The sequence below is a fragment of the Sphingomonas sp. PP-CE-1G-424 genome, from assembly GCF_004341085.1.
Classification (GTDB): Bacteria; Pseudomonadota; Alphaproteobacteria; order Sphingomonadales; family Sphingomonadaceae; genus Sphingomonas.
The window spans coordinates 869,026-891,538 of the sequence record NZ_SLXW01000002.1; the positions used below are offsets into that span (position 1 = coordinate 869,026).

The following is a 22,513-nucleotide window of genomic DNA, read 5'->3' on the forward strand; positions in this document are numbered from 1 at the left end:
ATGAAAGATATCGATGTGGTCAGTGGCGACGTCCTGGATGTTGCTCTGCGATTGCATCGAGATTTAGGGCCGGGACTGCTCGAAAGCGTTTACGAAGCGGTCCTTGCCGGTCGATTGGTTGCCATGGGCTATATGGTCGCCCGGCAGCGGCCAATCGATATCGAGTTCGAAGGCTTGCGTTTCGAAGCAGCGTTTCGGATCGATCTCCTTGTTGACGACCGCTTGGTCGTCGAGATCAAATCGGTCGAGTGCCTTCTCCCTGTCCATGCCAAGCAGCTGCTGACCTATCTAAGGCTCACCAAACAGCCCGTCGGGCTGCTCATAAACTTCGGCGGCGCCACCCTGAAAGAAGGCGTCCGCCGCCTCGTCAATAACTACCGCCCCTCCGCGTCCTCCGCGCCTCTGCGCGAACAAATTTCTTGAATTTGGAGACCAAAATGTTCGACCTCACAGGCATGACCGCCCTCGTCACCGGAGCATCCGGCGGGATCGGGTCCGAGATCGCCAAGGCCCTCGCCGCGCAAGGCGCCCGCCTCGCCGTATCCGGCTCCAACGCCGACAAGCTCGAAGCCTTCCGCGCCACCCTCGGCGGCGACCACGTCGCGCTTCCCTGCAACCTCTCCGACGCCGCTGCCGTCGACGCGCTCGTCCCACAGGCAGTGGAGAAGCTCGGCAAGCTAGACATCCTCGTCAACAACGCCGGTGTCACCCGCGACAATCTCGCGATGCGGATGAAGGATGACGAGTGGGACAGCGTCATCCGCGTCAACCTCGAAGCCGCGTTCCGCCTCATGCGCGCCGCCGCCAAGCCGATGATGAAAGCGCGCTTCGGCCGGATGATCTCGGTGACCTCGATCGTCGGCGTCACCGGCAACCCCGGCCAGGCCAATTACGCCGCGTCGAAGGCCGGCCTGATCGGCATGTCCAAATCGATGGCGCAGGAACTCGCCAGCCGCGGCATCACCGTCAACTGCGTCGCCCCCGGTTTCATCACATCGCCGATGACCGACGCGCTGCCCGATGCGCAGAAGACAGCGCTCACCGCAAAGATTCCTGCCGGTCGCCTCGGCGAAGGCGCAGACATTGGCGCCGCGATCGTGTACCTTGCAAGCCGTGAAGCCGGTTACGTCACGGGACAAACCGTGCACGTGAACGGCGGGATGGCGATGATCTGAACTTGCGCGCTGAACTACCGCGTTCTAGGTGCGTTCAGGAAATACCGAAAACCCCCAGATTTGAAGAGGGAACTACCATGAGCGAGACCGCTGACCGCGTGAAGAAGATCGTCGTCGAGCATCTCGGCGTCGAAGCCGACAAGGTGACCGAGGACGCGAGCTTCATCGACGACCTGGGCGCAGACAGCCTCGACATCGTCGAACTCGTCATGGCGTTCGAGGAAGAATTCGGTGTCGAGATCCCCGATGATGCCGCCGAGAAGATTGCGACCGTCAAGGACGCGATCACCTATATCGACGAGCACAAGGCCTGATCAGGGTCTAGGGTTCAAAACTTTGGACCTGCCCTGAAGGGTGTGATTTGAGCGGCTCCCCGTCCTTGGGCAAAGAGGGCGGGGAGCCGTTTCGTTTTGAGAGCAGACGGAGTTTGAAGCCATGCGGCGTGTCGTCGTAACCGGGCTAGGCCTGGTCACCCCCCTGGGGGCGGATGTTGAAACGGCCTGGGCGAATATCCTCGCCGGCAAGTCGGGCGCGGGCCCAATCACGCGCTTCGACGCGTCGGATCAGGTGTGCCGCATCGCCTGCGAGGTGAAACCGGCCGACCACGAATATGGCTTTGATCCCGGCAAGCGCGTCGACCACAAGGTCCAGCGTCAGGTCGATCCGTTCATCATCTACGGCATCGACGCGGCTGGTCAGGCGCTTGAGGATGCCGGTCTGCTCGACATGACGCTCGAGGAAAGCTGGCGCGCCGGCGTCTCGATCGGTTCGGGTATCGGTGGCCTGCCGGGTATCGAGAGCGAGGCGATCGTGCTCCATACAAAGGGCCCGCGTCGCGTTTCGCCACACTTCGTCCACGGCCGCCTGATCAACCTGATCTCGGGCCAGGTTTCGATCAAATACGGCCTGCGCGGTCCGAATCACGCGGTCGTCACCGCCTGCTCGACCGGCGCGCATGCGATCGGCGACGCCGCGCGGATGATCGCGATGGACGACGCCGACGTGATGCTCGCGGGTGGCGCGGAGGGCACCGTCTGCCCGCTAGGCATCGCCGGGTTCGCACAGGCCCGCGCGCTGTCGACCAACTTCAACGATTCGCCCGAAAAGGCCTCGCGCCCTTACGACAAGGACCGCGACGGCTTCGTCATGGGCGAGGGCGCGGGCGTCTTGGTGCTCGAAGAGTACGAGCACGCCAAGGCGCGCGGCGCGAAGATGTATGCCGAGGTGATCGGCTACGGCCTGTCGGGCGACGCATACCACGTGACCGCGCCGCATCCGGAAGGCGACGGTGCGTTCCGCTCGATGCAGATGGCGATCAAGAAGTCGGGCCTAAAGCTCGAGGACATCGACTACATCAACGCACACGGCACCTCGACGCCGCTGGGCGACGAACTCGAACTCGGCGCGGTCCGCCGACTGTTCGGCGACGCGATCTCGGGTCTGTCGATGTCGTCGACAAAGTCCGCGATCGGCCATCTGCTTGGCGGCGCCGGCGCGGTGGAGAGCATCTTCTGCATCCTCGCGCTGCGCGACCAGATCGTCCCGCCGACGCTGAACCTCGACAACCCGAGCGACAGCTGCGTGGGCGTCGACCTCGTCCCGCACGTGGCCAAGAAGCGTGAAGTCCGCGCGGTGCTGAACAACTCGTTCGGCTTCGGCGGCACCAACGCGTCGCTGGTGATGACGAAGGTCCAGTAACGAAGTTGTTCCCCCGCGAAGGCGGGGGCCCAGACTGGGTCCCCGCCTTCGCGGGGATCCAAGGAGTACCAATGCGTAAGGTCGGCTGTCTCGGATTGATTATCGGCCTGGTGGCAGTCGTCGCGCTGTTCTTTGTCGTCCAAGGCTGGGGCGGCGCCGGCCCAGCGGCCCGCACGCTGACCGTGCAGATCGGCGAAGGCAGCACGCTGGCCGGCGCTGCCGCTGAACTCGAAAAGGCCGGCGCGATCCCCTCGGCGCGACACTTCCGTCTGTACGCCCGCGTGTTCGGCTCGGGCGATCCGATCAAGGCCGGCGAATACCGCATCGCGCCGCACACCAGCCAGTCCGACATCCTCAAGCTGATGCAGGGCGGCAAGGTCGTCCAGCGGCTCATCGTCGTCCCCGAAGGCTATCCCTCGGTCCTCATCCACGAAGCGCTGGCGAAGGTGGACGGCCTGACTGGCACCGTACCAGTCCCGGCTGAAGGCTCGATTCTCCCCGACAGCTACGCCTTCCAGGCCGGCGACACCCGCGTATCGGTCGTCGCGAGGATGCAGGCGGCGATGAAGACCTACCTCGCTACCGCCTGGGCCGCGCGCAAGCCTGGCATCGCGGTGACGACGCCCGAACAGGCGATCATCCTCGCCTCGATCGTCGAGAAGGAAACCGGCAAGCCCTCCGAACGGCGCACCGTCGCTGCCGTCTACGGCAATCGCCTGCGCAACGGCATGCCGCTTCAGGCGGACCCCACGGTGATCTACCCGATCACCAAGGGCCGCCCGCTAGGCCGCCGTATCCTGCGGTCGGAACTGCATGCGAAGAACGGCTACAACACCTACGCCGAAGCCGGCCTCCCGGTCGGCCCGATCGCCAACCCCGGCCGCGCCTCGATCGACGCGGTAATCGATCCGGCGCAGACCCAGGCGCTGTATTTCGTCGCAGACGGCACCGGCGGCCACGTGTTCGCGAACACGCTGGCCGAACACAACGCCAACGTGAAGAAATGGTACGCAATCCGAAAAGCCCGCGGCGAAATGTAATCCTCCCCGGAACGGGGAGGGGGACCATCCGCAGGATGGTGGAGGGGGCTCACCGCGCGCGTACCGTCAGTGGCGGGGTACGGCAGGTGGTACGCTCGCGGCGCTCCCCCTCCACCCCGCCGCTGCGCGTCGCGGTCCCCCTCCCCGTGCCGGGGAGGAGCTACCCCCGCAAAGCGTTAGCCGCGCGCGCCTTGATCTCGATCTCGGCCATCGTCCCGCCGGTCACCCAGCTTCCGCCCACGCAGAGCACCGGCTTGAACGCCAGCCAATCGGGCGCGCTTGCCTCGGTGATACCGCCGGTCGGGCAGAAGCTGCACTGATAGAACGGCGCGGCCAGAGCCTTTAGCGCCTTCAACCCGCCATTCGCCTCGGCCGGGAAGAACTTGAAGTGCGTCAGCCCCAGGTCGAGCCCGGTCATGATATCCGCCGCATTGGCGATTCCCGGCAGGAACGGAATGCCGCTCTCGATGATCGGCGTAGCAAGGCGTTCGGTCAGCCCCGGCGAGACGATGAATTCCGCGCCCGCATCGCGGACCTGCGCGAACTGCTGCGTGTTGACGACGGTTCCCGCGCCGACGATCGCGCCCGGCACCTTTTTCATCTCGGCGATCGCCTCCAGCGCGGCGCCGGTGCGCAGCGTCACCTCGAGCACGCGCAGGCCGCCGGCGACCAGCGCTTCCGCGAGCGGGCGAGCAAGCGCCGCGTCCTCGATCACCAGCACCGGGATGACGGCGCTGGTCTGCATGATGTCTGCGATAGTGGGCGAGGGGGTTGCGGTCATTGGGTGTGTTCCTGTGCAAAGGCGGCCGCGGCGCCGAACAGGCCGGGCTGGGGATGAGTGATGAGCTTGACGGGCATCGCCGCCATCATGCCCTGGAAGCGGCCCTTGGCGACGAAGCGCTGGTCGAAGCCTGAGCGGATGAGCCGATCCTTGATCCGGAAGCCCAAGCCGCCCGCGATCACGACCGCCTTCGCGCCTTGCGCTAACGCCAGATCGCCAGCGACCGCGCCGAGCGCGAGGCAGAACCGGTCCAGCGCGGCGAGCGCGATCGAATCGGTGCCGTCGATCGCCTCGGTCCAGATCGTCTTGTCGTCATGGCTCGGCACTGCGCGCCCCTCCAGCGCGGCAAGCGTCTCGTAGATCGCGACGATGCCCGGCCCGGCCACGACGCGCTCGGCGGAGACACGTGTGAAAGTCTTCCGCAGTCGCTTCAGTAACGCGTCTTCGATCCCGTCGAGCGGGGCGAAGTCCATGTGGCCACCCTCGGTTTCGAGCACCTGATACCCGTCTTTGCGCCGCAGCAACTGCGCGACGCCAAGCCCAGTACCGGGGCCGCAGATCGTCGTGATGCCCATCGACGGCAGCGGCGTATCGGGGCCGCAGAGGTGGATGAAGTCGCTGCTCGGCACCTGCGCGACGGCATGGCCGACCGCGCCGAAATCGTTGACGACCACCCACTGGTCGGCCTTCAAGCGCTCGGTGATCAGCGACTTGCGGATGATCCACGGGTTGTTGGTCAGCCGGATGACGTCGTTCGCGACCGGCGACGCGACCGCGATCGCGAGCGCACGGGGGAGGGGGCGCCCGAGCCCCGCCTCGAACGCCTGGTACGCGGTCTGGAGCGATGCGTGGTCTGCGGTCTTCAGCGTCGCCGGCTCGCCAAGCGACACGACGCGACCGTTCTCGACCTCGGCGATCGCGAAGCGGGCGTGCGTTCCGCCGATATCTGCCGCTACGATTTCCATTCGTCTCTCCCGCTCCTCGATATCTTTATACGCGTTCGTCCTGAGCGAAGTCGAAGGACATGGCCCCAAGCGGGCGGTTCTTCGACTTCGCTCAGGACGAACGGTAGGTAGGGATCCTAAAGCCCAGCCCCCGCCAGCATCGCCGACGCGCCCTTTTCAGCCTCGTCGGCAAGCCCGCGGAACATCCCGAACAGCTCGCGCCCCATGCCGCTAACCGGCGGTGGAACCGCGACCATTTCGCGCGTCGCCCACACGTCCGCGTCGACCAGCGCGTCCAGCGTACCGTTGACCGCATCCACCCGGATCATGTCGCCATCGCGAATCAACCCGATCGCACCATCGAGCAGCGCCTCGGGTGAGCAGTGGATCGCGCACGGCACTTTACCGCTCGCACCCGACATGCGGCCGTCGGTAACCAGCGCGACCTTGAACCCGCGGTTCTGCAACACCCCCAGCGGCGGCGTCAGCTTGTGCAACTCCGGCATGCCGTTCGCGCGCGGCCCCTGGAAGCGGACGACGACGACGACGTCCTTCTCCAACTCGCCGCGCTTGAACGCCTCGATCACGTCGAGCTGGTCGTCGAACACCATCGCGGGCGCCTCGACGATCCAGCGCTCGCGCTCGACCGCGGACACCTTGATGCACGCGCGGCCGATATTGCCCGCGAGAATCCGCATCCCGCCATCGGGCGAGAACGGAGCTGTCGCAGGACGCAGAATCGTCTCGTCGCCGCTATCCGGCGTATCGCGCCAGGCTAGCGTATCGCCTTCGACCACCGCGGTCTTCGCATACGCCGACAGGTCCTCGCCGCCGATCGTCATGATGTCGCCGTGCAGCAGGCCTTCGCCGAGCAGTTCGCGGATCACATAGGGCATGCCCCCGGCAGCCTCGAACGCGTTCACGTCCGCCGAGCCGTTGGGATAGACGCGTGCGATCAGCGGGACTGCGCAGGAAAGGCGGTCGAAATCCTCCCAGTCGATGATGATCCCCGCTGCGCGAGCGATCGCCGGAACGTGGAGCAGATGATTGGTCGAGCCGCCGGTCGCGAGCAGGCCGACCGCGGCGTTCACGATCGCCTTCTCGTCGACGCAGTGCCCGAGCGGCCGATACGAATCGCCGCGCGCACCGATCTTCGCCAAGCGGTGCACTGCGGCCCGCGTGAGTTCCTGGCGCAGCTTGGTGCCCGGATTGACGAACGCCGCCCCGGGCATGTGGAGGCCCATCACCTCCATCATCATCTGGTTGGTGTTCGCCGTGCCGTAGAAGGTGCACGTGCCCTTCGAGTGATACGCGCCGATCTCGGCTTCGAGCAGCTCGTCGCGCCCAACTAGGCCTTCCGCGAATTTCTCGCGGACCGCCGCCTTCGCCTTGTTCGGCAAGCCGGTCGGCATTGGCCCACCTGGGATCAGCACCATCGGCAGATGCCCGAAGCGCAACGCGCCCATCAGCAGCCCCGGCACGATCTTGTCGCAGATGCCGAGCAGCGCCGCGCCCTCGAACGTCCCATGCGACAACGCGATCGCCGTGCTCAGCGCGATCGTGTCGCGGCTGAACAGCGACAGCTCCATGCCGGGATAGCCTTGCGTCACGCCGTCGCACATCGCCGGCACGCCACCCGCGACCTGCGCCGTCGCACCCGCCTCGCGCGCCCAGATCTTCATCAGCTCCGGGTAGCGATAGTAGACAGCGTGCGCGGAAAGCATGTCGTTATACGCAGTGACGATGCCGATGTTCATGCCGGCATCGGCCTTCATCGCGTCGCGATCTTCCTCGGTGCCGGCATAAGCATGCGCGAGGTTCGCGCAGCCGAGGCCGGGACGACGGACTTGCGCCGCTGCCTCGCGCTCGATCAGCGCGAGATAGGCGGCGCGGCTGTCGCGCGAGCGTTCGATGATCCGATCGGTGACCGCGGAGACGACGGCGTTCAACATCGTCACGGTGCCCAGTGCACGTCGACCGGCAGCTCGACTTCGGCCAGCACGCGGCCGATCGGATAGGACGACGACGGACCCTGTTCGATCGCCTGCTCGAGCACCTTCTTCTTCGCGTCGCCGGTGATCATGATCATCAGCGCCTTCGATGATGCGATCGCCGCAGCCGACAACGTCACGCGGGCCAGAGGTGCTTCGGGCGGGAGCGGATCGGGCATCACGCCGAGCGCACGACGCTCCTTCGGTCCGCTCAGCGCCTCGTCGTAATCGGGGCCGGGGAAGATCGACGCGGTATGACCGTCGCCGCCCATGCCGAGCAGACAGAAGTCGAGCGGCCAGTGCAGGTCCTGCATCAGAGCATCCGCCGAACGCCCGGCAGCTTTGTAGTCCGACATCGCCTCGGGAACGATCGGCTTCACGCGCGCGCCCTTGGGGAGGAAGATTTTCGCCAGCGCCGTCACGTTGGACAGCGGATCGCCGAGCTTCACGATCCGCTCGTCGCCGGGGATGATCGTGACCTTCTTCCAGTCGAGCTTCGCCTGGGCGAGCTTCTCATACGCGGCCATCGGCGTCTTGCCGCCCGCCAGCGCGATCACCGCCGAGCCGCGCGCGTCCAGTGCGCTCTCGATGACGAACTGGATATCGCCCGCGACCGCATTGGCGAGCTCGCCCGCGTCGTCATATTCCCACCATTCGATTTCGGTCATAAACTTGAACTCACTCAGAAAATTGCTGTCAAAAAATGCCGTTCGTGCCGAGTAGGGATCGAGCGAAGCCGAGAGCCCGTATCGAGGTACAATGCCACAATCGGGCCGATCCCTCGATACGCCTTCTCAACTTTGCTCGAAGGCTACTCGGGACGAACGGACGAAACCAAACTCAGTCGTCCTGCCAGGTCACGCCGTCGCGTTCGGTCAGCGCGATCGCGGCCGACGGACCCCAGCTGCCCGAGGCATAGCTCTTGGGCTTCATCGCGTTGGCCTTCCAGCCCTCGCGGATCGCGTCGATCCAGGTCCATTGCGCCTCGACTTCGTCACGGCGCACGAACAAGGTCTGGTCGCCCTCGATCAGGTCGAGCAGCAACCGCTCATACGCGATCCGCCGACGCGAGCCGGCGAACTCGGCATCCATGCTCAGGTTCAGCGGCACTTCGCGTAGGCGGACGCCCTCGCGGTCGAGACCCGGCTCCTTCGCCATCACGAGCAGCTGGATATATTCCTCCGGCTGCAGGCGGATGATCAGCATGTTAGGCTGGAGCAGCCCGCCACGCCCCGCGAACATCGAGTGCGGGACCGCCTTGAACTGGATCGCGATCTCGCTGCGCCGCGTCGCCATGCGCTTGCCGGTGCGCAGATAGAACGGCACGCCCTGCCAGCGCCAGTTATCGACATGCGCCTTGATCGCGACGAACGTCTCGGTGGTCGAAGATTGGCCCAACTCTTCGGAGTAGCTCTTGACGAACTTCCCCTTCACCGCGCCTTCGCCATACTGCCCGGTGACCGTGACGTTAGGCACTTCTTCCGGCTTGATCATGCGCAGCGAACGGAACACCTTCGACTTCTCGTCGCGGACGTCGGTGCCCTCGAACCGCGCCGGTGGCTCCATCGCGATCAGCGCGAGCAGCTGGAGCATGTGGTTGGCGACCATGTCACGCAACGCACCCGCCGTCTCGTAATAGCCTGCGCGCTCTTCGAGCCCAACCGTCTCCGAGATCGTGATCTGGACGTTGTCGATGCCTTGCGCGTTCCACACCGGCTCGAAGAACGAGTTGCCGAAGCGCAGCGCAAGGATGTTCTGGACGGTTTCCTTGCCGAGATAATGATCGATCCGGTAGGTCCGCTCTTCGGGGAAAGCCTTCGCCACCGCATCGTTGATCTCGCGGCTCGTCTCCAGATCGTAGCCGAGTGGCTTCTCCAGCCCGACGCGCACGGTCTCGCCAGCAAGCCCGACCTTGTGCAGCCCCTCGATCGCAGCCTCGAACAACGAGGGCGCGGTCGACAGATAGATCGCCAGCCCGCCGGAGATATCGCCGATCTTGTCCGCCAGCGGCTGGAAACTCGCCGGATCCGACAGGTCGGTCGGCTGATAGAAGATCCGGTCGAGGAACGTCCCGATCGCACTCTCGTCCTTGCGATCCTCGGGCAGGAACTCGTCGAGCGCCTTCTTGGCGAACTTGCGGTAATCCTTGTCGTCATGCTCGTGACGCGCGGCACCGGTGATCGTCAGTTCTTCGGGCAGCAACCCGTCGGCATGCAGGCCATAGAGCGATGGCAGCAGCATGCGCTGCGCGAGATCGCCGGTCGCGCCGAACAGAAGCAGCTTGGCTACGGGATTACGGTGCATGGAAGCTCCTGGATGTGGCGATGGACCTGGCGAAAAACGCCGGTCCTAGAAAACGAGACCGGCTACGGGATCGACCCCGGCCATGATGTTGAGGTTCTGGACCGCGGCACCGCCGGCGCCCTTGCCCAGATTGTCGAGCGTCGCGACCAACCGCGCATGACCGACCGCGTCGTTACCGCAGATCCGCAGCATCAGACGATCGGTCCCTGCATTCTCCTCGATATCGACCGATCCGATATCGCTGGGGGCAACCGAGACGAGCTTCGAGCCATCGAACGCAGCGCGCAGCACGTCTTCGATCGCTGCGAGCGACGGGCGGCCGGGCAGGGCGTGGAGATGTAACGGCACTTCGACGACCATGCCGCGATACGTATTCGCCACCGCAGGCGCGAAGATCGGCGCGTGCGTGAGGCCCGCATGCTGCGTCATCTCTGCGATATGCTTGTGCGCAAGGTCGAGCGCGTAGGCGCGGAACGCCGTCGCAGGCTCGCCATTCTCGAACGCCGCGATCATTGCCTTGCCACCGCCCGAGTAACCAGAGGTCGCATTGACACTCAGCGGGAGGTCGGCGGGGATGAGACCGGCCGCGACCAGAGGCGCGACGAGCGCAAGGAAGCCAGTGGGATAGCAGCCGGGGTTTGACACGCGCATCGCGGTCGCGACCTTCCCGGCCTGGCCCGGCAACTCGGGGAATCCGTAGGTCCAGCCGACAGCGACACGGTGTGCGCTCGATGCGTCGATCACGCGGGTACGCGCATTGTCGATCAGCGTGACGGCTTCGCGCGATGCGTCGTCCGGCAGGCAAAGGATGACGAAATCGGCATCGTTCAGCGCCTCGCGCCGTGCCGCCGGATCCTTGCGACGATCCTCAGGCAGCAGCGCCAGTGTGATGTCGGTCCGCCCGGCGAGCCGCTCGCGGATCTCGAGGCCGGTGGTGCCGACGGCGCCGTCGATGAAGACCGTGGTCATGCCGCGTCCGTCGTCGAAAGGTCGAGCGCAGCGGCCTCGACATAGCCGACCAGCCCGCTCGGGCGCGCAACGCCCCATGCCGAAACGCCGGCAATTTCCAGCACTTCGAAACTGTCGCCGGGGTTGAGGTCGACCATCGTATCGCTCGCTTCGTCTCGTCCGCTGCGCAACAAAGCTGTGCGCGCGACGGGCCGTATCATCGGCACAGCATAGTGTGGAGCGAATACGTATTCGGCGAGGCGAATGTCGGCGATATCGCGGCGAACCGCGTGGGTACGCGGGTCGAGGTCGACCGAGCGGCCCGTCAGCGAAAAGCTCGTGCGGGCCTGGTCGTCGAACGGCTCAAGCGTGAGCGGCTGTGCGCCCATTGGAGCCGGCTGGGGCGGGGCCGTCGCCGATGAATTGCCCGAACTCTTCAAGAAAATCTGCCCCTTCGGTCGTGCGCGCGACGAAGATGTTGCGCTTGTCGCTATCGTCGCGTTGCCGGCGCAGATAGCCGAGGGCACCCAATCTGTTCAAGGCGCGCGTGACGACCGGCTTCGATACGTTCAGCGCACGGGCCAGGCCGCGCACCGTATGCGGCCCCGGTTTGAGATAAACGAGCAGAAGAAGCGCCATCTGCCGATTGGTCAGATCGGGTTCACCCGAGCGGACATAATCCACCAGAGCGGTCATCCAGGTCGATAAGGTATTGGCTGCCATTGATGCCACAGCGTTGATCCGCCATCTGAATTTATATGCACGATACCCAGTCATGAGCGTCATTACGGGTTCACAACGCCCCCCGGACGTCATGTTTCCGTCGTTTTGCGATTGGCTTGCGATATGCGGAGCCCGTGTTGCGGTTGATCGAAACCGCGACGTCGCCTATGTGCGCGCCTTCGCAAAAGTTCCGGGGTTTTCCGCGCAATGTTCGCCTTTCTGCTCGTCATCCACGCGATCATCGCGGCCGCCCTCGTCACGGTGATCCTCATGCAGCGCTCGGAAGGCGGCGGTCTGGGCATGGGCGGCAGTCCGTCGGGCCTGATGTCGGCGCGCGGCGCGGCCGATTTCCTGACCCGCGCGACCGGCGTCCTGGCGACGATGTTCGTGCTGTTCTCGATCCTGCTCGCGGTTCTCGCGGCGAATCACCGGACGACCACGATCGACACGTCGCTCGCCCGCACCCCGGCGGCGGCAACGGCCGTTCCGACTGCGCAGCCCAAGGGTGATGCGGCGCCGTTCGCCGGTGGCGCCGAGAACGCTGGCGTTCCCGCCGGCACCACCACGCCCGCCGACAATTCTGCGGTCCCACTCGCCCGCTAAACACTCCATTCGCCGATAAAAGGCCCCTGCGTGATCCGCGGGGCTCTTGTCGTTCGTCCCCAACACACGCTACGAGACTCTTCCCATGGCTCGGTACATTTTCATCACCGGGGGCGTGGTTTCGTCGCTCGGTAAAGGTCTCATGGCGGCATCGCTTGCCGCTCTCCTCCAGGCACGCGGGTATACCGTCAGGATTCGGAAGTTCGATCCGTATCTGAACGTCGATCCCGGCACGATGTCGCCGTATCAGCACGGCGAGGTCTACGTCACCGACGACGGCGCCGAGACCGATCTCGATCTCGGCCATTACGAGCGCTTCACCGGCGTTCCCTCGCGCCAGTCGGACAACGTCACGTCGGGCCGCATCTATCAGCAGATCATCACCCGCGAGCGTCGCGGCGATTATCTCGGCGCCACCGTGCAGGTCATCCCGCACGTCACCGACGCGATCAAGGCGTTCGCGCGCGCCGAGACCGACGGTATCGACTTCGTCCTCTGCGAGATCGGCGGCACCGTCGGCGATATCGAATCGCTGCCGTTCATCGAGGCGATTCGCCAGCTCAAGAACGAGGAGGGCCGCGGCAACGCGATCAGCATCCACGTGACCTTGGTGCCGTACATCGCCGCCGCCGGCGAGCTGAAGACCAAGCCGACGCAGCATTCGGTCCGCGAACTCGCCGCCTTGGGCGTCCAGCCCGATGTGCTCGTCTGCCGCTGCGAACATCCGCTGCCGCCGTCGGAGCGCGCCAAGATCGCGCTGTTCTGCAACGTTCCCGCCAGCGCCGTCATCCCCGCGCTCGACGCGAAGAGCATCTACGCGGTGCCGCTCCAGTATCACGGCGAAGGCCTCGACATCGAAGTGCTGCGCGCATTCGGGATCGAACCTGCCGAGGCACCCGACCTGTCGCGCTGGACCGAGATCATGGACCGCCTGACCAATCCCCAAGGCGAAGTCACGATCGGCGTGGTCGGCAAATATGTCGGGCTCCAGGATGCGTACAAGTCGCTCAACGAGGCGCTGGTCCACGGCGGCATCGCGAATCGCGTGAAGGTCAACGTCCGCTGGATCGACGCCGAGCTTTTCGAGAACGCCGAGAGTGACATCGCCGGCCAGCTCGAGCCGTGCGACGCGATCCTAGTCCCCGGCGCGTTCGGCGAGCGTGGCGCGGAAGGCAAGATCGCGTCCGTAAAGTTCGCGCGTGAGCGTAAGATCCCGTATTTCGGGATCTGCTTCGGCATGCAGATGGCTTGCGTCGAGGGCGCGCGCGATCTCGCCGGCATTCCCAATGCGTCGTCGACCGAATTCGGCCCGACCGACGAGCCGGTGGTCGGCATGATCACCGAATGGATGGGCCGCGAAGGTCTCGAAACCCGTGCGGCCGAAGGCGACATGGGCGGCACGATGCGGCTCGGCGCGTATGATGCGAAGCTCGACGGCAACAGCGTGGTGGCGTCGATCTACGGCGGCACCGACATTTCGGAGCGCCATCGTCATCGCTACGAAGTCAACACCGGCTACAAGGAAGCGTTGGAGCAGGGCGGTCTAGTTTTCTCCGGCATGTCACCGGACGGCACGCTGCCCGAGATCGTCGAACGTCCCGATCACCCCTGGTTCGTCGGCGTTCAGTTCCACCCCGAACTGAAGTCCAAGCCGTTCGACCCGCATCCGCTGTTCGCAAGCTTCATCGAAGCCGCCGTCAAGCAAAGCCGACTAGTCTGACTGGTCGATACGCCTTCGCGGTAGTGGAGGCGTCCCCAGAGAATGCGTCCGCTTGAGTAGGTGCCGAGCCCACTCAGCGCAGGTTCATACGCCGCATCGCACGTTCCTAATGCGACGCCGGGAAGAGTTGCAGTCGGAAGCTCCCGCTCTTCCCGGTCCGAAACGCGACCGCGGGTCCGCTGAAATTTCGGCGGCTGGGCTAGCCCACCGACAATCGCTAGAACGCCCGCATGTCCACGACCTACACGCTCGACACCGCGACGAGTCGCGCCAATCCAACGCCTGCGCCGCTGAAGCGCCTCACCGTGCCCGCGATTCGTCGCCAGAAGGGCGCAACGCCGCTCGTTATGCTGACCGCCTACACCGTGCGGACCGCGCAGTTGCTCGATCCGCATTGCGACATGCTGCTGGTCGGCGACAGCCTGGGGCAGGTGATCTACGGGCTGCCGTCGACCGTCCCCGTGACGCTCGAGATGATGGCGGCGCACGGCGCGGCGGTCGTGCGTGGTAGCTATCATGCGGTCGTGGTGATCGACATGCCGTTCGGCAGCTATGAGGCGTCGCCCGAGAAGGCGTTCGAAAGCGCGGCGTATCTGTTGAAACGGACCGGCGCGGCGGCGGTGAAGCTCGAGGGCGGCACGGCGATGGCGCCGACGGTCAAGTTCCTGACCGAGCGCGGCATTCCGGTGATGGGGCATGTCGGGCTGACCCCGCAGGCGGTGAACGTGCTCGGCGGCTATGGTGCCCGCGGTCGCACGCCGGAGGAGGCCGCCAAGATCGTTGCCGACGCGCAGGACATCGCCGAGGCGGGGGCGTTCGCGCTGGTGATCGAGGGCGTGGTCGAGCCGATCGCGATCGAGATCACCAACAGTATCGCGTGCCCGACGATCGGCATCGGTGCGTCGGCGCAGTGCGACGGGCAGGTCCTGGTCGCCGAGGACATGCTCGGGATGTTCGATCGCACCGCCAAGTTCGTAAAGCGGTTCGCCGACGTCGCCGACACGATCTCGTCGGCGGCGCAGACCTATGCCGACGACGTTCGGAGCCGCGCATTTCCGGGGCCGGAGCAGGTCTACGCGCCCAAGGATTGATCCGCTTCCGTTTCGGTTCCCGCGCGGCTAAGGTCCGCGCCGTCCATCCCCAATATTCCGGAGCTGTCCTTGGCCCTCCCGCCGAAAACCGATGAAGCATTTTTGCGCGAGGTCGACGAAGAACTCCGCCGCGACCAACTCGCCGGGTTCTGGACGAACTGGGGCGTCTGGGTCGCGATCGGCGTCGTCGCCGCGCTCGCCGCACTCGCCGGATTCCTGTACTGGCAGCACCATAATGGTGAAGCGGCAGGCGTCGAGGGCGAAGAGCTTCAGGTGGCATATGATGCGCTCGGTGCGAACAACGCTGCGGCCGCGGCAAAGCCGTTGGCCGAACTCGCCAAGTCGAACCGCGACGGCTACCGCGCGCTCGCCCAGTTCACGCAGGCTGACGTGCTGCTGCAGAAGGACGATCTGAAGGGCGCCGCTGCCAAGCTCGGTGCGATCGCCGCGGATACTTCGCTGGCCAAGCCCTTCCGCGATCTCGCGCTGGTTCGCCAGACGTCGGCCGAGTTCGACACGCTGAAGCCGCAGGTCGTGGTCGAGCGGCTGCGGCCGCTGGCGGTACCGGGTGGCGCATGGCTGGGCAGCGCTGGCGAGATGGTCGCGATCGCCTATCTCCGCATGAACCAGCGTCAGCAGGCCGGCACGATGTTCGGGCAGATCGCGCGTGACGCGACCGTGCCCGACACGATCCGTCAACGCGCGGTTCAGATGGCCGGCGTACTGGGTGTCGACGCTGTTGCGAGCACTGAGGCGCGGGCCGGAACGATCAAGACGGCTGCATCAAACGAGGATACCAAGGCGCAATGATGAAGACATATCGGGTGACGGTCGCCGTCGCCGCGCTGGTGGCCTTGAGCGGGTGTGGTATCTTCAAGGGCGGCGGCAAGAAGACCCCTACGGTGGGCGACCGCGTATCGATCCTGGTCTCCGAGAACCAAGTCGAGACCGACAAGGCGATCGCCGACGTCCAGGTTCTGCTGCCCGCGCCGGCAGTCAACGACGCTTGGGCGCAGCCCGGCGGCAACCCCGCCAAGTCGATGGGGCAGCTCGCGCTGGGCGACCAGCCCAAGCGCGCCTGGCAGGCGTCGATCGACGGTGGCTCGAACCGCGAGCGCCTGGGTGCGCCACCGGTCGTCGCCGACGGCATGCTGTTCGTGAGCGACGTCACCGCGACGATCCATGCGTTCAAGGCCGATACGGGCGCGGCGCTGTGGAGCGCGGCGATCACCGAAGGCAAGATCAACCGCGCGGCCCGCTTCGGCGGCGGTGTCAGCTATGACGATGGCAAGCTCTACGCCACCGACGGCGTCGGCGATGTCGTCGCGATGAGCGCGGCGGACGGCAAGATCCTGTGGCGGGCCAAGCCCGGCGCGCCGTTGCGCGGGTCGCCGACCGTCGCCAACGGCGCGGTCTATGTCCTGACTCAGGACAACCAGGTGTTCTCGCTTAACCAGACCGACGGCAAGGTCCAGTGGGTACAGTCCGGTACGCTCGAAACGCAGGGCGTGTTCGGCGTCGCGGCGCCTGCGGTCAGCCAGGGCACCGTCGTCGCCGGCTTCTCGAGCGGCGAACTCAGCGCATACCGCTACGAGAACGGCCGTATCCTGTGGCAGGACGCGCTGTCGCGCACGTCGATCACGACCTCGGTGTCGAGCCTGTCGGACATCGACGCGGCGCCGGTGATCGACGGCGGTCGCGTCTATGCGGTGGGACAGGGTGGCCGGATGGTCGCGCTCGAACTGGCGACCGGCCAGCGGCTGTGGGAGCAGAACTTCGCAGGTATCTCGACTCCGTGGATCGCGGGCGAGTGGCTGTTCGTGGTGACCGACGACGCCAAGCTCGTCTGCCTCTCGCGCTCGAACGGCAAGGCCCGCTGGATTTCCCAGCTGCCGCGGTTCCAGAACGAGAAGAAGCGCAGCAATGCGATCACGTGGTTCGGTCCGGTCCTCGCCGGCAATCACCTCGTGCTCACCAACTCGCGCGGCGAGATCAATTTCGTCTCGCCGACCGATGGTTCGGTAAGCTCGACGATCGAGACCAAGACGCCGTTCTCGTTGTCGCCGATCGTCGCCAACTCGACGCTCTACACGCTCGACCAGAAGGGCAAGGTCACCGCGTACCGGTGACCTGAACTCCCTCTCCCCGTCGGGGAGAGGGAAGGGGCCCGCACGGCGAAGCCGGGTGGGAAGGGTGAGGGGGATGAGGCTCGGAACGCTCTCCCAAATTCCCCGCACCCTTCCGTCGCTTCGCTCCTCCCTCCCTCTCCCCGGAGGGGGTGAGGGACTAGGTGACGCCAGCGCGTTCCCGCGCTAAGGGCACGCCATGTCCAAACTCCCCGTGGTCGCAATCGTCGGCCGCCCCAATGTCGGCAAGTCGACCCTGTTCAACCGCCTCGTCGGCAAGAAGCTCGCGTTGGTCGATGACCGGCCCGGGGTCACGCGTGACCGCCGCGAAGGCGACGCGTCGCTGATCGGCCTCGAATTCCGCATCATCGACACCGCCGGCTATGAAGACCACGACGCGCAGACTCTGCCCGGCCGCATGCGTCAGCAGACCGAAGCTGCCGTCGAGCAAGCCGACGTCGCGCTGTTCCTGTTCGACGCGCGCGCCGGTATCGTCCCGCTCGACGAAGAGATCGCGCGCTGGCTGCGCACCGCCGACGTCCCCGTGATTCTCGTCGCCAACAAGGCCGAGGGCCGCGCGGGCGAAGACGGCATCCTCGAATCACTAGCACTCGGTTTCGGCGATCCGGTCCAGCTGTCGGCCGAGCACGGCGAAGGCCTAGGCGACCTGTTCGAAGGCCTGCTCCCGCTGCTCGAAGGCAAGGAAGAGCCGCCCGAGGAGCAACCCGACAACGAATATGAGGGCCCGCTGAAGCTCGCGATCGTCGGCCGCCCGAACGCAGGCAAATCTACGCTCGTCAACCGCATCCTTGGCGAGGACCGCATGATCACCGGTCCCGAGGCGGGCATCACGCGCGATTCGATCAGTGTCGATTACGATTGGCATCCGACCGGTGGCGAAGCGCGCAAGGTTCGGCTGATCGACACAGCGGGCATGCGCAAGCGCGCCAAAGTGCAGGACAAGCTCGAGAAGATGTCGGTCGAGGACGCGCTTCACGCGGTCGACTTCGCCGAGGTCGTCGTGCTGCTGCTCGATGCCACGCTCGGTCTCGAGGCGCAGGATCTCCGCATCGCCGACAAGGTGCTGCAGGAGGGCCGTGCGCTCGTCATCGCGCTCAACAAATGGGATATCGCCGAAAGCGCCTCGTCGCTGTTCAACGGCGTCAAGCGGGCGCTCGAAGACGGCCTGAGCCAGGTCAAGGGCGTCACCGTGATGACCGTGTCGGGTGCGACCGGCAAGGGCATCGACCAGTTGCTCCAAGCGTGCTTCGATACGCGCGACGCATGGTCGAAGCGCGTCGGCACCGGCGAACTCAACCGCTGGTTCGAGCGCGCGATCGAGGCGACGCCGCCACCGGCCCCCGGCGGCAAGCGAATCAAGATGCGCTACGTCACGCAGGTCAAGACGCGTCCGCCTAGCTTCGTCATCTTCGGCACGCGCGTCGATCAGCTCCCGGCGAGCTACGAGCGCTATCTCGTCAATTCGATGCGCAAGGATCTGGGGTTCGGTGCGGTACCGGTGCGTCTGATGTTCCGTGCGCCGAAGAATCCGTATGACGACAACGGCAGGGGCGGCGGCGGCAGCTAAGGCGGTGGTGTCCGGCATGGTCCGCATCGACGCCCGGGGTATGCGCTGCCCCTGGCCGGCGGTGCGGCTTGCCCGCGGGCTGCGTGATGGCGCGCGGATCGCCGAGATCCTTGCCGACGATCCGCAGGCGTCGACCGAACTTGCGGCGGTTGCCGAAGCGAACGATGCGACGATCGAGATCATTTTGGATGAAACTTACCGGACGTATGTCGTAACTTGTCGGTAGTATGAGAACATTGTATTTACCAGAACCGGGTAAGATGCGGTTCTGATCTTCATGGCGCTATTGCTCAACGGGAGAAGGCGACAGTGTCGTTCGAAGGAAGCACCGTGATCAACTGGCCGGCGTTTTCGCAGGCGCGCAGTGAGCTGGGTGCGGGATTTGGCCGTATTCTCGGTTATTTCCGCGAGGACGGCGTGAAGTCGGTCGCGGCGATCGAAGCGGCGATGCGATCGCTCAATGCGGCGGCAATGGTGATTCCGGCGCACACGCTCAAGGGCGAAGCGCTGCAGTTCGGGGCCGAGCCGCTCGCCGATCTGGCCGAAGCGATCGAGGTCATCGCGCGCGAATGTGTCGAAATGCAGGATACGCCGGACGAGGCGCTGGAGCATATCGTTCGGTTGCGGCCGTTGTTCAGGGAGACGCTGACGTTGTTGGAGCGCGAAGCCAACCCGATCGTCGCGCGCAAGCCCACCGCTGTCGGCTTCGGTCGCCGAGCCGTCCCGACCGGCTTCGGCGAAGAATAACGCCGTCGGTTCGTGTCTCATCGAAGCCCTCGACAAGAAGACAATGAACCAAATCCGTCATCCCTGCGAAAGCTGGGATCCAGAGCCGCAAGGATACGCACCTTCGGCTCTCGATCCTGGCTTTCGTCAGGACGACGGGGACTAGATCACCCCTTCAGATACGGAGCCGCGCCCGCCTTAGGCGAATCATGCTCCGAGATCGAGTTGAGCTGAATGTAGTTGTGGATGCCCATCCGCGCGATCATCTCGAACTGGCGCTCGAGCGTGTCGACATGCTCTTCCTCGCTGGCGAGGATGCGCGCGAACAGGTCGCGGCTGATGTAATCCTTGACCTCTTCGCAGTACGCGATCGCGCCCTTGAGCTGGACGGTCGCCTCGACTTCGAGCGCCAGATCCGACTTCAGGACCTCCTCGACAGTCTCGCCGATGCGAAGGCGGCCGAGCAGCTGGAAGTTCGGCAGGCCGTCGAGGAACAGGATGCGCTCCGACAGCCAGTCGGCGTGCTTCATCTCGTCGATCGATTCCATCCGCTCGTACTGGGCGAGCTTGTAGACGCCCCAATGCTCGAGCATCCGGTAATGGAGCCAATATTGATTGACCGCGGTCAGCTCGTTCTTGAGCGCCTCGTTCAGGAATTCGATTACTTGTGGGTCGCCGCGCATGGCCATATCTCCGTCACCTCTGAGGAGCATGTAGCGGGCTGACACAGATTAGCACAACCCCCAAAAATGGCGGTTTTCCGGGCTTTCTTAGCTGTTGCGACGCTTATGCAGCGGCGCGTTCCTCGTCGATAATCGCTCGCGCTATCGATGTGCACTGCCCGCATTTGGGTTTGCGGCCCATCGAACGGAAGGCCTGGCACGGTGTAGTGCAACCGCCGCGTGCGCAGTTGCGAACGTCGGATTCTCGTATGGCATTGCAAACGCAGACGACCATGGGAACTCCCTAGCTGTAAGCACGGGATACGGATAATGCGAACCACTCGCAAGCTGTTTTGCGTCTTATTCGCAACTAGTCCGATCGGTTCGTCGTGAACGCCGAACCGCGCATCGGCTGCCACGCGAATCGCGACAGGCTGCGCCACAGCCATTCGAGCGGACCATAGCGGAACCGATCGAGCCATGGCTTCGACCAGAGGAGCATCAGCAGGCAGATCGGTGCGACGACCAGGTAGAGCTGGGCGCGGGAGAGGTCGCCGTACAGTCCGAAACCATAGCCGTAGAACAGGGTGGTGCAGAGGACGGTCGTGCCGAGATAGTTGGAGAACGCCATTCGACCTGCCGCCGCGGCTCGGGTCGTCAGCCAGCCGCCGGGCCGTGCGAGCAGGATGATTGCCGCGGCGTACCCCATGATCGTCAGTGGCCGAAGCGGGGTTGCGAGCGCGAGCCACGACAGCGCGACATAGCGTGCGTCGAACCCGTGGGCGATGTCGAACGCCGCAATGGTCGCATAGCAGATCCAGCCGAGTCCGATCCCGACGACCGCAATCACGGTGTAGCGTCGCCGCGACCATTCCCCCGTCAGGAACCCCGATCGCAGCCCCGCCATGCCGAACAGCATGAAGCCTAGCGTTTCCGGACCAGTGGCGGTCAGCGACGTGATCGGCCCAGCGGCGTGCGTCCAGCGCCACGCGACCAGATCGCGCCATCCGCCACGACCGATGGCGAGTTCGCGGGTGACGGAGGCGGGGGAGGGCTGGCCGAATTGATCCGCCAACAGCTGCCAGTTCGTGATGACTCGCGCCGTTGCGCCCGGCCGGAGCGCGGCGCCGTGGAGGTCGAACGTGTAGGCGACGAGCGTCGTCAGCTCTACTGTCTGGAACGCGATACAGGCGAGCCCGACGCCGATCAGCCAGCGCACCGGCAACCGCGCGAACATGTACGCGATCGCGCCGACCAGCGCGTAGTGCGCGAGGATGTCGCCCCACCACAGCAGGTACAGATGCGCGATGCCGAACACGAACAGCCACGCCATGCGGCGCAGGTGGACGGTCGCCGGGTCCTCGCCATTTGCCTCGGCCCGGTCGATGACCAGCAACATCGACGCGCCGAACAGGAACGAGAACAACCCGCGCATCTTGCCGTCGATGACGATGAAGGTCGTGGTCCAGGCGATGAGGTCTGTCGTGCTTGGCCAGCCCATCGAGGCGGGGGTCATGTAGGCGAACTCGGGGAAGCCGAATGCGGCGATGTTTGATGCGAGAATGCCCATGACGGCGACGCCTCGGATGAGGTCTAGCGTCGCGATTCTGATGGGGGCGGGGGTCATGCGGGCAGAGTGAAGTATAGGAAGTGTAGACGCTCGCGCAGCATCTCACGGGAGCGGCGCATCGCCTGGGAGGAGGCAATTTCGACTGCTAGCGTACTGGCGACGGTGACGCCACGGATGGGGTCGAGCGTGGCGGTTCTGGCGGGGGCAGAGGGCTTGCGGGAAAAGTGAAGTATAGGAAGTGTAGACGCTCGCGCAGCATTTCCGTGAGGCCGTAGCACACGCTGGCAGGCGGCATGATCGCGCTCGGCGGCGTTGCAAGAGTGGCGGACTCGGCTGGGCCGGCCCAACGCAGGTGGTGCTCGATCGACGCTCGGATCCGGTCGACGTGTATTGGTAGCGCTGTAGGCTTGGAATGCTTCTGTCATGGTTCGACGCTGGCATATCGGGGTGGTGTAGGACAGGCCGCTTTGAGGGGCATCTCGGCGTCAGAAGCCTCGCGGCTTGGTGCGTCGGCCAGTCGGTCGGTCATCTGCTTGACCTGTCGTTCCTGCGCAATACCCCGCCGTACCTCGCCTGTTGTCCTCCTCGGCTGTCGCACCCGAAGCCGATCCACCCCCGTCACCCCAGCGAACGCTGGGGTATCCCCGTTTGCTAGCGCTGCGGCCCGGTGCGGGAGATCCCAGCTTCCGCTGGGATGACGGAGAGGGGGAGGTAGTCAAACCCGACGTGAGCTTGATCGAACGACACCTCTCCGCTCCTTGTTCTCCCGCGAAGGCGGGAGCCCAGACTGGGTCCCCGCCTTCGCGGGGAAACATGCTGCGTT

The 22,513-nt window shown here is 65.2% G+C and carries 24 protein-coding genes; 13 read left to right on the forward strand and 11 right to left on the reverse strand.

The features are described from left to right. The 5 genes from C8J43_RS09115 (at nt 1) to mltG (ending at nt 3,913) form a co-directional block, all read left to right on the forward strand. Entirely contained in the window at nt 1-423 is a 423-nt protein-coding gene (locus C8J43_RS09115; protein ID WP_133030583.1) for a GxxExxY protein, read from the forward strand. A 14-nt stretch (nt 424-437) separates the two neighbouring features. Beyond that, the gene (fabG, locus tag C8J43_RS09120) at nt 438-1,175 is read left to right on the forward strand and encodes a 3-oxoacyl-[acyl-carrier-protein] reductase (RefSeq protein ID WP_107962932.1); all 738 of its coding nucleotides are present in this window, start codon (nt 438-440) and stop codon (nt 1,173-1,175) included. Between the two features lie 77 nt (nt 1,176-1,252). Next, entirely contained in the window at nt 1,253-1,489 is a 237-nt protein-coding gene (locus C8J43_RS09125; protein WP_031393971.1) for an acyl carrier protein, read from the forward strand. A gap of 121 nt (nt 1,490-1,610) precedes the next feature. After that, entirely contained in the window at nt 1,611-2,873 is a 1,263-nt protein-coding gene (gene fabF, locus C8J43_RS09130; protein ID WP_133030584.1) for a beta-ketoacyl-ACP synthase II, read from the forward strand. Between the two features lie 71 nt (nt 2,874-2,944). After that, nucleotides 2,945-3,913: an endolytic transglycosylase MltG gene (mltG, locus tag C8J43_RS09135; protein WP_133030585.1), complete on the forward strand. Its 969-nt coding sequence runs from the start codon at nt 2,945-2,947 to the stop codon at nt 3,911-3,913. Between the two features lie 160 nt (nt 3,914-4,073). Here the strand turns inward: mltG and eda are convergent, their stop codons facing one another. The 8 genes from eda to C8J43_RS09180 form a co-directional block, all read right to left on the reverse strand. Continuing rightward, a complete protein-coding gene (gene eda / locus C8J43_RS09140) occupies nt 4,074-4,694 on the reverse strand; it encodes a bifunctional 4-hydroxy-2-oxoglutarate aldolase/2-dehydro-3-deoxy-phosphogluconate aldolase (protein ID WP_133030586.1) in 621 nt (206 codons plus the stop codon). After that, nucleotides 4,691-5,659, reverse strand: coding sequence for a glucokinase (gene glk, locus C8J43_RS09145; RefSeq protein ID WP_133030587.1), 969 nt, complete (start codon nt 5,657-5,659; stop codon nt 4,691-4,693). Before glk ends, eda begins: the two co-directional genes overlap by 4 nt. A 116-nt stretch (nt 5,660-5,775) precedes the next feature. After that, on the reverse strand, nt 5,776-7,590 hold the full coding sequence (gene edd, locus C8J43_RS09150; protein WP_133030588.1) for a phosphogluconate dehydratase: 1,815 nt from the start codon (nt 7,588-7,590) through the stop codon (nt 5,776-5,778). A gap of 2 nt (nt 7,591-7,592) precedes the next feature. Further along, entirely contained in the window at nt 7,593-8,297 is a 705-nt protein-coding gene (gene pgl / locus C8J43_RS09155) for a 6-phosphogluconolactonase (protein WP_133030589.1), read from the reverse strand. A gap of 172 nt (nt 8,298-8,469) precedes the next feature. Further along, the gene (gene zwf, locus C8J43_RS09160; RefSeq protein WP_133030590.1) at nt 8,470-9,933 is read right to left on the reverse strand and encodes a glucose-6-phosphate dehydrogenase; all 1,464 of its coding nucleotides are present in this window, start codon (nt 9,931-9,933) and stop codon (nt 8,470-8,472) included. A gap of 45 nt (nt 9,934-9,978) precedes the next feature. Then, the gene (argC, locus tag C8J43_RS09165) at nt 9,979-10,902 is read right to left on the reverse strand and encodes an N-acetyl-gamma-glutamyl-phosphate reductase (protein ID WP_133030591.1); all 924 of its coding nucleotides are present in this window, start codon (nt 10,900-10,902) and stop codon (nt 9,979-9,981) included. After that, nucleotides 10,899-11,270 carry an SH3 domain-containing protein gene (locus tag C8J43_RS21880; RefSeq protein WP_165899580.1) on the reverse strand — a complete coding sequence of 124 codons (372 nt, stop codon included), beginning with the start codon at nt 11,268-11,270 and terminating at the stop codon, nt 10,899-10,901. The genes argC and C8J43_RS21880 overlap by 4 nt, the downstream gene beginning before the upstream one ends. Then, a complete protein-coding gene (locus tag C8J43_RS09180; protein WP_133030827.1) occupies nt 11,245-11,577 on the reverse strand; it encodes a MarR family transcriptional regulator in 333 nt (110 codons plus the stop codon). Before C8J43_RS09180 ends, C8J43_RS21880 begins: the two co-directional genes overlap by 26 nt. A gap of 234 nt (nt 11,578-11,811) precedes the next feature. Here C8J43_RS09180 and secG point away from each other — a divergent pair, with 234 nt between their 5' ends. The 8 genes from secG to C8J43_RS09220 all read left to right on the forward strand — a co-directional run bounded on the left by secG (nt 11,812) and on the right by C8J43_RS09220 (nt 19,479). Next, nucleotides 11,812-12,207 (forward strand): preprotein translocase subunit SecG, encoded by a 396-nt coding sequence (secG, locus tag C8J43_RS09185; protein WP_133030593.1) that lies wholly within the window; start codon nt 11,812-11,814, stop codon nt 12,205-12,207. Between the two features lie 85 nt (nt 12,208-12,292). Beyond that, nucleotides 12,293-13,927 carry a CTP synthase gene (locus C8J43_RS09190; protein ID WP_133030594.1) on the forward strand — a complete coding sequence of 545 codons (1,635 nt, stop codon included), beginning with the start codon at nt 12,293-12,295 and terminating at the stop codon, nt 13,925-13,927. 230 nt (nt 13,928-14,157) lie between these two features. After that, nucleotides 14,158-15,018, forward strand: a complete 861-nt coding sequence (panB, locus tag C8J43_RS09195; protein ID WP_133030595.1) for a 3-methyl-2-oxobutanoate hydroxymethyltransferase — start codon at nt 14,158-14,160, stop codon at nt 15,016-15,018. 69 nt (nt 15,019-15,087) lie between these two features. Further along, entirely contained in the window at nt 15,088-15,828 is a 741-nt protein-coding gene (locus C8J43_RS09200; protein ID WP_133030596.1) for a tetratricopeptide repeat protein, read from the forward strand. After that, nucleotides 15,825-17,147, forward strand: a complete 1,323-nt coding sequence (locus C8J43_RS09205) for a PQQ-binding-like beta-propeller repeat protein (protein ID WP_056050849.1) — start codon at nt 15,825-15,827, stop codon at nt 17,145-17,147. Before C8J43_RS09200 ends, C8J43_RS09205 begins: the two co-directional genes overlap by 4 nt. A gap of 196 nt (nt 17,148-17,343) precedes the next feature. Further along, nucleotides 17,344-18,732 (forward strand): ribosome biogenesis GTPase Der, encoded by a 1,389-nt coding sequence (gene der, locus C8J43_RS09210; RefSeq protein WP_056050847.1) that lies wholly within the window; start codon nt 17,344-17,346, stop codon nt 18,730-18,732. 16 nt (nt 18,733-18,748) lie between these two features. Continuing rightward, nucleotides 18,749-18,958 (forward strand): sulfurtransferase TusA family protein, encoded by a 210-nt coding sequence (locus C8J43_RS09215; protein ID WP_133030597.1) that lies wholly within the window; start codon nt 18,749-18,751, stop codon nt 18,956-18,958. Between the two features lie 83 nt (nt 18,959-19,041). Beyond that, nucleotides 19,042-19,479 carry an Hpt domain-containing protein gene (locus tag C8J43_RS09220; protein ID WP_121884635.1) on the forward strand — a complete coding sequence of 146 codons (438 nt, stop codon included), beginning with the start codon at nt 19,042-19,044 and terminating at the stop codon, nt 19,477-19,479. 146 nt (nt 19,480-19,625) lie between these two features. Here C8J43_RS09220 and bfr read toward each other — a convergent pair whose 3' ends face one another. The 3 genes from bfr to C8J43_RS09235 form a co-directional block, all read right to left on the reverse strand. Continuing rightward, nucleotides 19,626-20,141 carry a bacterioferritin gene (gene bfr / locus C8J43_RS09225; RefSeq protein ID WP_093399561.1) on the reverse strand — a complete coding sequence of 172 codons (516 nt, stop codon included), beginning with the start codon at nt 20,139-20,141 and terminating at the stop codon, nt 19,626-19,628. A gap of 103 nt (nt 20,142-20,244) precedes the next feature. Beyond that, entirely contained in the window at nt 20,245-20,415 is a 171-nt protein-coding gene (locus tag C8J43_RS22300; RefSeq protein WP_082441433.1) for a (2Fe-2S)-binding protein, read from the reverse strand. Nucleotides 20,416-20,490: 75 nt separating this feature from the next. Further along, a complete protein-coding gene (locus tag C8J43_RS09235) occupies nt 20,491-21,747 on the reverse strand; it encodes a DUF418 domain-containing protein (protein ID WP_133030598.1) in 1,257 nt (418 codons plus the stop codon). Nucleotides 21,748-22,513: the final 766 nt, after the last annotated feature.